The 7,523-nt window shown below is 61.9% G+C and carries 9 protein-coding genes; 7 read left to right on the top strand and 2 right to left on the bottom strand.

Annotated elements, in window-relative coordinates:
• Positions 1 to 86: 86 nt before the first annotated feature.
• Entirely contained in the window at positions 87 to 287 is a 201-nt protein-coding gene (locus FEM54_RS19005; protein WP_003189295.1) for a hypothetical protein, read from the bottom strand.
• Positions 288 to 582: 295 nt separating this feature from the next.
• Complete coding sequence (locus tag FEM54_RS19010) at positions 583 to 804, bottom strand: hypothetical protein (RefSeq protein WP_138452464.1); 222 nt, start codon at positions 802 to 804, stop codon at positions 583 to 585.
• Between FEM54_RS19010 and pcaR the strand changes: the two genes are divergently transcribed.
• The 7 genes from pcaR (at position 793) to pcaG (ending at position 7,490) form a co-directional block, all read left to right on the top strand.
• Positions 793 to 1,635, top strand: a complete 843-nt coding sequence (pcaR, locus tag FEM54_RS19015) for a pca regulon transcriptional regulator PcaR (RefSeq protein ID WP_017137228.1) — start codon at positions 793 to 795, stop codon at positions 1,633 to 1,635. The genes FEM54_RS19010 and pcaR overlap by 12 nt on opposite strands.
• A gap of 144 nt (positions 1,636 to 1,779) precedes the next feature.
• A complete protein-coding gene (pcaK, locus tag FEM54_RS19020) occupies positions 1,780 to 3,120 on the top strand; it encodes a 4-hydroxybenzoate transporter PcaK (protein ID WP_017137229.1) in 1,341 nt (446 codons plus the stop codon).
• A gap of 244 nt (positions 3,121 to 3,364) precedes the next feature.
• Complete coding sequence (locus FEM54_RS19025; protein WP_017137230.1) at positions 3,365 to 4,222, top strand: CoA transferase subunit A; 858 nt, start codon at positions 3,365 to 3,367, stop codon at positions 4,220 to 4,222.
• A complete protein-coding gene (locus tag FEM54_RS19030; RefSeq protein ID WP_058421725.1) occupies positions 4,222 to 5,001 on the top strand; it encodes a CoA-transferase subunit beta in 780 nt (259 codons plus the stop codon). The genes FEM54_RS19025 and FEM54_RS19030 overlap by 1 nt, the downstream gene beginning before the upstream one ends.
• Entirely contained in the window at positions 4,998 to 6,200 is a 1,203-nt protein-coding gene (pcaF, locus tag FEM54_RS19035) for a 3-oxoadipyl-CoA thiolase (protein WP_169985849.1), read from the top strand. Before FEM54_RS19030 ends, pcaF begins: the two co-directional genes overlap by 4 nt.
• A gap of 17 nt (positions 6,201 to 6,217) precedes the next feature.
• Positions 6,218 to 6,922 carry a protocatechuate 3,4-dioxygenase subunit beta gene (gene pcaH, locus FEM54_RS19040; RefSeq protein ID WP_017137233.1) on the top strand — a complete coding sequence of 235 codons (705 nt, stop codon included), beginning with the start codon at positions 6,218 to 6,220 and terminating at the stop codon, positions 6,920 to 6,922.
• A gap of 1 nt (position 6,923) precedes the next feature.
• Positions 6,924 to 7,490, top strand: a complete 567-nt coding sequence (gene pcaG, locus FEM54_RS19045) for a protocatechuate 3,4-dioxygenase subunit alpha (protein WP_017137234.1) — start codon at positions 6,924 to 6,926, stop codon at positions 7,488 to 7,490.
• The last annotated feature ends 33 nt before the right edge of the window (positions 7,491 to 7,523 follow it).

Raw genomic sequence — 7,523 nt, forward strand, 5'->3', positions numbered from 1 at the left:
ATGGTGAGCCAAGCCAATGCACGGTGCCTTCCGCCGGCGCTGGGCCGGCAGAGACAGCAAGACCCTGGAAACTCTGAGCGAAGGGCTTATGGCTCTTCGGTCTTGAGTTCCTGTTCAATCTTTTGAATTTCCTGGGCAAATGCCTGATCCAGCAAACTGGCCCGTTTGCGCCAGGGTTTGCGCTCGGGTTCAGGTTGCGCGGCGTAGGTGGTGACTTCCCCGCCGTAAACGTCCTTGTAACGTTGTTCCTGGCGCTCAAGTTCCGCGCGCAGTTCGTCTTTCGTCACAGTGTTACCTAATTAAGTTGAGTGTATTGACGGTGCAGCGTCATGCCTGAAAGTCGTCCTCGGGTTGTTCAAAATTGAACAGTAGAACCATTCAAGTTTGAAAAAGGGCCAAAGGGCAGATCTTATAAACAGGTATGTGTGACCGATGATGCCTGTAACGCGCATCGCCTCGTGAGCTCCACTCCCGATGATAATGAAATCGGGCTGACCTCTGCACAAGCTGCATTATAGCGGCGCATTTGGATAAAACTATCAGCATTAAGTTAAAAAGCGTCAACTTCGTGTGAGACTTTTGTTACATGACGGTGTGAGTCATTTGCGCGTTTTGCGCATGACTGTAGTGGTCTACCCGGCTGTCGGGTTCCATCGGCAAAATTGCGATAATCGCATGGCTGTCCGATAATCGCCCGATGTTGCGGGCGCAACCTTGTGCATCCCGGCCGGCACGGCTTGTAATGGCGGCCAACCCTCCCTGCGGTTGAAAACAAGAGAAAGGACCCTGGAAATGAACGATCAATTGCGCAACTCCTTCGCATCAGTGGCGCCGCCGATCGTGGCTTCACCGGCCAAGCGTATCCAGGCGTTTACCGGTGATCCGGACTTCATGACCTCCCTGGCGCGCGGCCTGGCAGTGGTGCAAGCGTTTCAGGAGCGCAAACGCCACCTGACCATCGCCCAGATCAGTCATCGCACCGAAATCCCGCGTGCCGCCGTGCGCCGTTGCCTGCACACCTTGATCAAGCTCGGTTATGCCACCACCGATGGGCGCACCTATTCGCTGCTGCCCAAAGTCTTGACCCTGGGGCATGCGTATTTGTCCTCCACGCCATTGGCCGTATCGGCCCAGCCTTACCTGGACCGTATGAGCGAGCAATTGCACGAGGCTTGCAACATGGCGACCCTGGAAGGCGACGACATCCTTTATATCGCCCGCTCGGCCACCACCCAGCGCCTGATCTCGGTGGACCTGTCGGTGGGCGGGCGTTTGCCGGCGTATTGCACATCGATGGGGCGCATCCTCCTGGCGGCGCTGGACGATGCCTCGCTCAAGGACTATCTCGACCACGCCGACCTGCAAACCAAGACCAGCCGCACCCTGACCACGCCCGAAGCCTTGTTCGAATGCCTGCAACAAGTGCGTCAACAAGGCTGGTGCATCGTCGATCAGGAGCTGGAGCAGGGCTTACGCTCCATCGCCGTGCCGGTGTACGACGCTTCCGGCCAGGTGTTGGCCGCGCTCAATGTCAGCACCCACGCCGGGCGTGTCAGCCGCAGCGAGCTGGAGCAGCGGTTTTTGCCAAGCATGCTCAGCGCCAGCCGCGAGTTGAGTGCGCAACTGTTTGCCTAAGTGTTCGGTGACCGCACAGATCCCGGCTTGATCAATTGACGCTGTTTCCCCCGACTTATTACTGTGCGGCAGCGCTCTGAAGAGCCGCCCAATAATAATGACGACCCCAGGTCGTTGGCCCGCCATCGGTGTGGAATAAAAATAATGAATCAGCCTTCTGTCGGTACCACCCTGGACGTGCAGTCCTTTATCAACGCCCAGCCACTCTCGCGTTACCAGTGGCGTGTGGTAATCCTGTGTTTCCTGATTGTCTTCCTCGATGGCCTCGACACCGCTGCCATGGGCTTTATTGCGCCTGCGCTGTCCCAGGACTGGGGCATCGACCGCGCCAGCCTCGGCCCGGTAATGAGTGCCGCGTTGATCGGCATGGTGTTTGGTGCGCTCGGTTCCGGCCCGCTGGCGGACCGTTTCGGGCGCAAAGTGGTGCTGGTGAGTGCGGTGTTGGTGTTTGGCGCATTCAGCCTGGCCTCGGCCTACAGCAGCAACGTCGACCAACTGCTGGTGTTGCGCTTCCTGACCGGGCTGGGCCTGGGCGCAGGGATGCCGAACGCCACGACGCTGCTGTCCGAATACACCCCCGAGCGCCACAAATCGTTGCTGGTGACCAGCATGTTCTGCGGTTTCAACCTGGGCATGGCCGGCGGCGGGTTTATCTCGGCCAAGCTGATCCCGGCGTTTGGCTGGCATAGCCTGCTGCTGATCGGCGGCATTCTGCCGTTGATTTTGGCGGTGGTGCTATTGGTATGGCTGCCGGAATCGGCGCGTTACCTGGTGGTGCGCAACCGCGGCACCGACAAGGTGCGTAAAACCTTGTCTCCCATCGAACCTACGATCGTTGCCCAGGCGAGCAGCTTCAGCGTGCCCGAGCAAAAAACCGTCAAGGCGCGCAACGTGTTCGCGGTGATCTTCTCCGGCACCTACAGCGCCGGCACCCTGCTGCTGTGGCTCACCTACTTTATGGGCCTGGTGATTGTTTACCTGCTGACCAGTTGGCTGCCGACCCTGATGCGCGACAGCGGCGCCAGTATGGAACAGGCAGCCTTTATCGGCGCGTTGTTCCAGTTCGGCGGCGTGCTGAGTGCGGTCGGCGTGGGCTGGGCAATGGACCGCTTCAATCCCCACAAGGTCATCGGCACTTTCTACCTGTTGGCCGGGGTGTTTGCCTACGCCGTGGGGCAGAGCCTGGGCAATATCACCGTACTGGCGACCTTGGTGTTGATCGCCGGAATGTGCGTCAACGGCGCGCAATCGGCCATGCCGTCCCTGGCTGCACGCTTCTACCCGACACAGGGCCGCGCGACCGGTGTGTCGTGGATGCTCGGCATCGGTCGCTTCGGCGCGATCCTCGGCGCGTGGATGGGCGCCACCTTGCTGGGCCTGGGCTGGAACTTCGAACAAGTGCTGACGGCGCTGGTGATTCCGGCGGCGTTGGCCACGGCTGCCGTGGTGATCAAGGGCATGGTCAGCCATGCGGATGCTACCTGATCCCCGCGCGATTCAAGTGGGCGCTAAATTGTGTGGGAGCTGGCTTGGGTGGGAGCTGGCTCCCACATAAGCCAGGCCCTCAGACTGAGCGAGTTTTCGTAAACGATTAGCTAGACAACAATCCGTTCGATAATCGAACGCTGAGTCGATTATCGGATTGTTTGGTCCATTTGCCCGGCTTAATCTTCAAGCACTTCGGCGCCACCTCAGCGCCTTTTTCGATCAACACCGGGAGCCCAACCCCATGGCTGAAATTCTCACCCTGCGTGATGCGGTCAAGCGCTTCGTGAACGACGGCGATACCGTCGCCCTCGAAGGCTTCACCCATCTGATCCCTACGGCAGCGGGTCATGAAATCATTCGTCAGGGCAAGAAAGACCTGACGCTGGTGCGCATGACGCCTGACCTGATCTACGACCAGTTGATCGGTGCCGGCTGCGCGCGCAAGTTGATTTTCTCCTGGGGCGGCAACCCGGGCGTGGGTTCCCTGCATCGCCTGCGCGACGCCGTTGAAAAGCAATGGCCGCAGCCGCTGGAGATCGAAGAACACAGCCACGCCGACCTGGCCAATGCCTACGTTGCCGGAGCCTCGGGCCTGCCGTTTGCGGTGCTGCGCGCCTATGCCGGCTCCGACCTGCCCAAGGTCAACCCGCTGATCAAAACCGTGACCTGCCCATTCACTGGCGAAGTGCTGGCGGCCGTGCCGTCGGTGCGTCCGGACATCACCGTGATCCACGCACAAAAGGCCGACCGCAAGGGCAATGTGCTGCTCTGGGGCATTCTCGGTGTGCAGAAGGAAGCGGCCCTGGCGGCCAAGCGTTGCATCGTCACCGTCGAAGAAATCGTCGATGACCTGAATGCACCGATGAACAGCTGCGTACTGCCGACCTGGGCCTTGACTGCGGTGTGCCATGTACCCGGTGGTGCGCACCCGTCCTACGCCCACGGCTACAACGAGCGCGACAACCGCTTCTATCAGGCGTGGGACCCCATCGCCCGCGACCGTGGGACCTTTACCGCGTGGATCGACGAATACATCCACGGCACCGCTGACTTCAGTGAATTCCAGGCCAAGCTGGCCCACGCGCAGGAGGCCAAGTAATGGCTTACTCGACCAATGAAATGATGACCGTCGCCGCCGCGCGCCGCCTCAAGAACGGCTCGGTGTGCTTTGTCGGCATCGGCTTGCCTTCCAAGGCCGCCAACCTGGCACGCCTGACCTCGTCGCCGGACGTGGTGCTGATCTACGAATCCGGCCCGATTGGCGCCAAGCCAAGCGTATTGCCGCTGTCGATCGGTGACGGCGAACTGGCAGAAACCGCCGACACGGTCGTGCCGACCGGTGAGATTTTTCGCTACTGGCTGCAAGGCGGGCGCATCGACGTCGGCTTTCTCGGCGCCGCCCAGGTCGACCGCTTCGGCAACATCAACACCACCGTGGTGGGCGATTATCACCAACCCAAAGTGCGCCTGCCGGGTGCCGGTGGCGCGCCGGAGATTGCCGGTTCCGCCAAGAGTGTGTTGATCATCCTCAAGCAGTCGGCGCGTTCGTTTGTCGACAAGCTGGACTTCATCACCTCGGTCGGCCATGGCGAAGGCGGTGACTCACGCAAGCGCCTGGGCCTGCCTGGCGCCGGCCCTGTAGGGATTATTACCGACCTGTGCATCATGGAGCCGGAGGAGGGCAGTCATGAGTTTGTGGTCACCGCCTTGCACCCTGGCGTAACCCGCGAGCAAGTGGTGGCAGCCACCGGTTGGGCGATTCGTTTTGCCGACCACGTAAGCACCACCGCCGAGCCGACCGACGTGGAGTTGACCGCGCTGCGTGATCTCGAAGCGCGCACTGCTGCTGCCCACGGCCAAGCACCGGGAGAAGCCTGATGCGCGACGTCTTTATCTGTGATGCCATCCGCACGCCCATCGGCCGTTTCGGCGGTGGCTTGTCCACGGTGCGCGCCGATGACTTGGCAGCGTTGCCAATCAAGGCACTGATCGAGCGCAACCCGTCGGTGGACTGGAGCGCGGTCGACGAAGTGTTCCTCGGCTGCGCCAACCAGGCCGGTGAAGACAACCGCAACGTCGCGCGTATGGCGTTGCTGTTGGCGGGCTTGCCGCAAAGCATTCCGGGCGTGACCCTCAACCGCCTGTGCGCCTCGGGCATGGACGCGATCGGCACGGCCTTCCGCGCCATCGCCAGCGGCGAAATGGAGCTGGCGATTGCCGGTGGCGTCGAGTCGATGTCCCGTGCGCCGTTCGTGATGGGCAAGGCTGACGCGGCGTTTTCGCGCAACATGAAACTGGAAGACACCACCATCGGCTGGCGTTTTATCAACCCGTTGATGAAGGCCCAATACGGCGTGGATGCGATGCCGCAAACGGCCGATAACGTCGCCGACGACTACAACGTGTCCCGCGCCGATCAGGACGCCTTCGCCCTGCGCAGCCAGCAACGCACCGCCGCCGCGCAAGCCGCCGGGTTCTTTGCTGAAGAAATCGTGCCGGTGCGCGTCGCCCATAAAAAAGGCGAAACCGTGGTGGAGCACGACGAGCATCCACGCGACACCACCCTGGAGGCCCTGGCCAAACTCAAGCCGGTCAATGGCCCGGATAAAACCGTCACCGCCGGCAATGCGTCGGGCGTGAATGACGGTGCGGCGGCGCTGATTCTGGCGTCTGCCGAAGCGGTCAAAAAGCACGGCCTCACCGCCCGCGCTCGCGTATTGGGCATGGCCAGCGCCGGCGTTGCGCCGCGGGTGATGGGCATCGGCCCGGTGCCGGCGGTGCGCAAACTGGTGGAGCGCCTTGGTTTGGCGGTCACCGACTTTGACGTGATCGAACTCAACGAAGCCTTCGCCAGCCAAGGCCTGGCGGTGCTGCGTGAACTGGGGATCGCCGACGATGCCGCGCAGGTCAACCCGAACGGCGGCGCCATCGCCCTTGGCCACCCGTTGGGCATGAGCGGCGCGCGGTTGGTGCTGACGGCACTGCATCAGTTGGAGAAAACCGGCGGCCGCAAAGGCCTGGCGACCATGTGTGTGGGCGTCGGCCAAGGCCTGGCCCTGGCGATTGAACGCATCTGATAAGAGAGGATTGCTCCATGAGTGACAAGCCCGGTTACCGGCGCCCGCAAGCGGGCACCCAACCTGATTACCTGCACCCGGCCTACCAGTCGACGAACCTGCGTTCGCCGTCCCAGCCATTGGTGTTTCTGCCGCACTCCTTGTCGGAAATCACTGGCCCGACCATCGGCGCCGAGCGGATCAACGAGAAGGACAACGACCTCACCGCCCAGCACGAAGGCGAGCCCCAGGGCGAGCGCATCATCATCCACGGCCGTGTGCTGGATGAAAACGGCCTGCCGGTACCGGGCATTCTGGTGGAGATCTGGCAGGCCAACGCCGCCGGTCGCTACAACCACAAGCGCGACCTGCACGACGCGCCGCTGGACCCGAACTTTACCGGCACCGGCCGCACCGTCACCGACGCCGACGGCTGGTATCAGTTCCAGACCATCAAGCCCGGCGCCTACCCGTGGGGCAACCACCACAACGCGTGGCGCCCGGCGCATATCCACTTCTCGCTGTTTGGTCCCAGCGTGCTGACGCGACTGGTCACGCAGATGTATTTCCCCGGTGACCCGCTGCTGGAATACGACCCGATCTACAACTGTGTGCCGGACACCAGCGCCAAGCAGCGTCTGATCGCGCGTTTTGATCTGGAAAAAACCATTCCGTCCTATGCCCTCGGCTATCGCTGGGACATCGTTTTGCGCGGCCGCGACGCCACGCCGATGGAGAAATGAGATGACCCTCAATGCGACCACGTCCCACACCGTCGGGCCGTATTACCACATCGGCCTGACCTGGCTGAACCGCGAAGACCTGACCGTGCCGGCCACCTTGGGCGAGCGCGTGGCAATCAGCGGGCAGGTGGTGGACGGCAACGGTGATGTCGTCAACGACGCCATGCTGGAAGTCTGGCAAGCCAATGCCGCCGGCAAGTACGACCACCCCGAAGACGAGCAGGCCAAGGCCGTCGATCCCAACTTTGAAGGGTTTGGCCGGGTGCCGGTGGATGCCGAAGGCCGCTTTCGGTTTACCACCATCAAGCCGGGCAGTGTGCCGGGCCTGCAAGGCACGACCCAGGCGCCGCATCTGGTGGTGTTGGTATTTGCCCGTGGCTTGGTCAAGCACCTGCTGACGCGGATCTATTTCGATGGCGAAGCGTTGAATGGCGATGACCCGTTGCTGGCCTGTGTGCCTGCGGAGCGTCGCGCTACGTTGATTGCCAAGCCGGATGCGCAAGGTGTGCATCAGTGGAATGTGATTTTGCAGGGCACAGACAAGGAGACGGTGTTCTTCGATTATTGAGTTGAGCTGGCGGGCGCCATCGCGGGCAAGCCC

The sequence above is a fragment of the Pseudomonas edaphica genome (genome assembly GCF_005863185.1).
Taxonomy (GTDB): domain Bacteria; phylum Pseudomonadota; class Gammaproteobacteria; order Pseudomonadales; family Pseudomonadaceae; genus Aquipseudomonas; species Aquipseudomonas edaphica.

Excerpts from the sequence above, each read along its gene's own strand:
- pcaR (WP_017137228.1), top strand. The coding sequence starts at position 793 with ATGAACGATCAATTGCGCAACTCCTTCGCATCAGTGGCGCCGCCGATC.
- pcaK (WP_017137229.1), top strand. The coding sequence starts at position 1,780 with ATGAATCAGCCTTCTGTCGGTACCACCCTGGACGTGCAGTCCTTTATC.
- FEM54_RS19030 (WP_058421725.1), top strand. The coding sequence starts at position 4,222 with ATGGCTTACTCGACCAATGAAATGATGACCGTCGCCGCCGCGCGCCGC.
- FEM54_RS19025 (WP_017137230.1), top strand. The coding sequence starts at position 3,365 with ATGGCTGAAATTCTCACCCTGCGTGATGCGGTCAAGCGCTTCGTGAAC.
- pcaG (WP_017137234.1), top strand. The coding sequence starts at position 6,924 with ATGACCCTCAATGCGACCACGTCCCACACCGTCGGGCCGTATTACCAC.
- pcaH (WP_017137233.1), top strand. The coding sequence starts at position 6,218 with ATGAGTGACAAGCCCGGTTACCGGCGCCCGCAAGCGGGCACCCAACCT.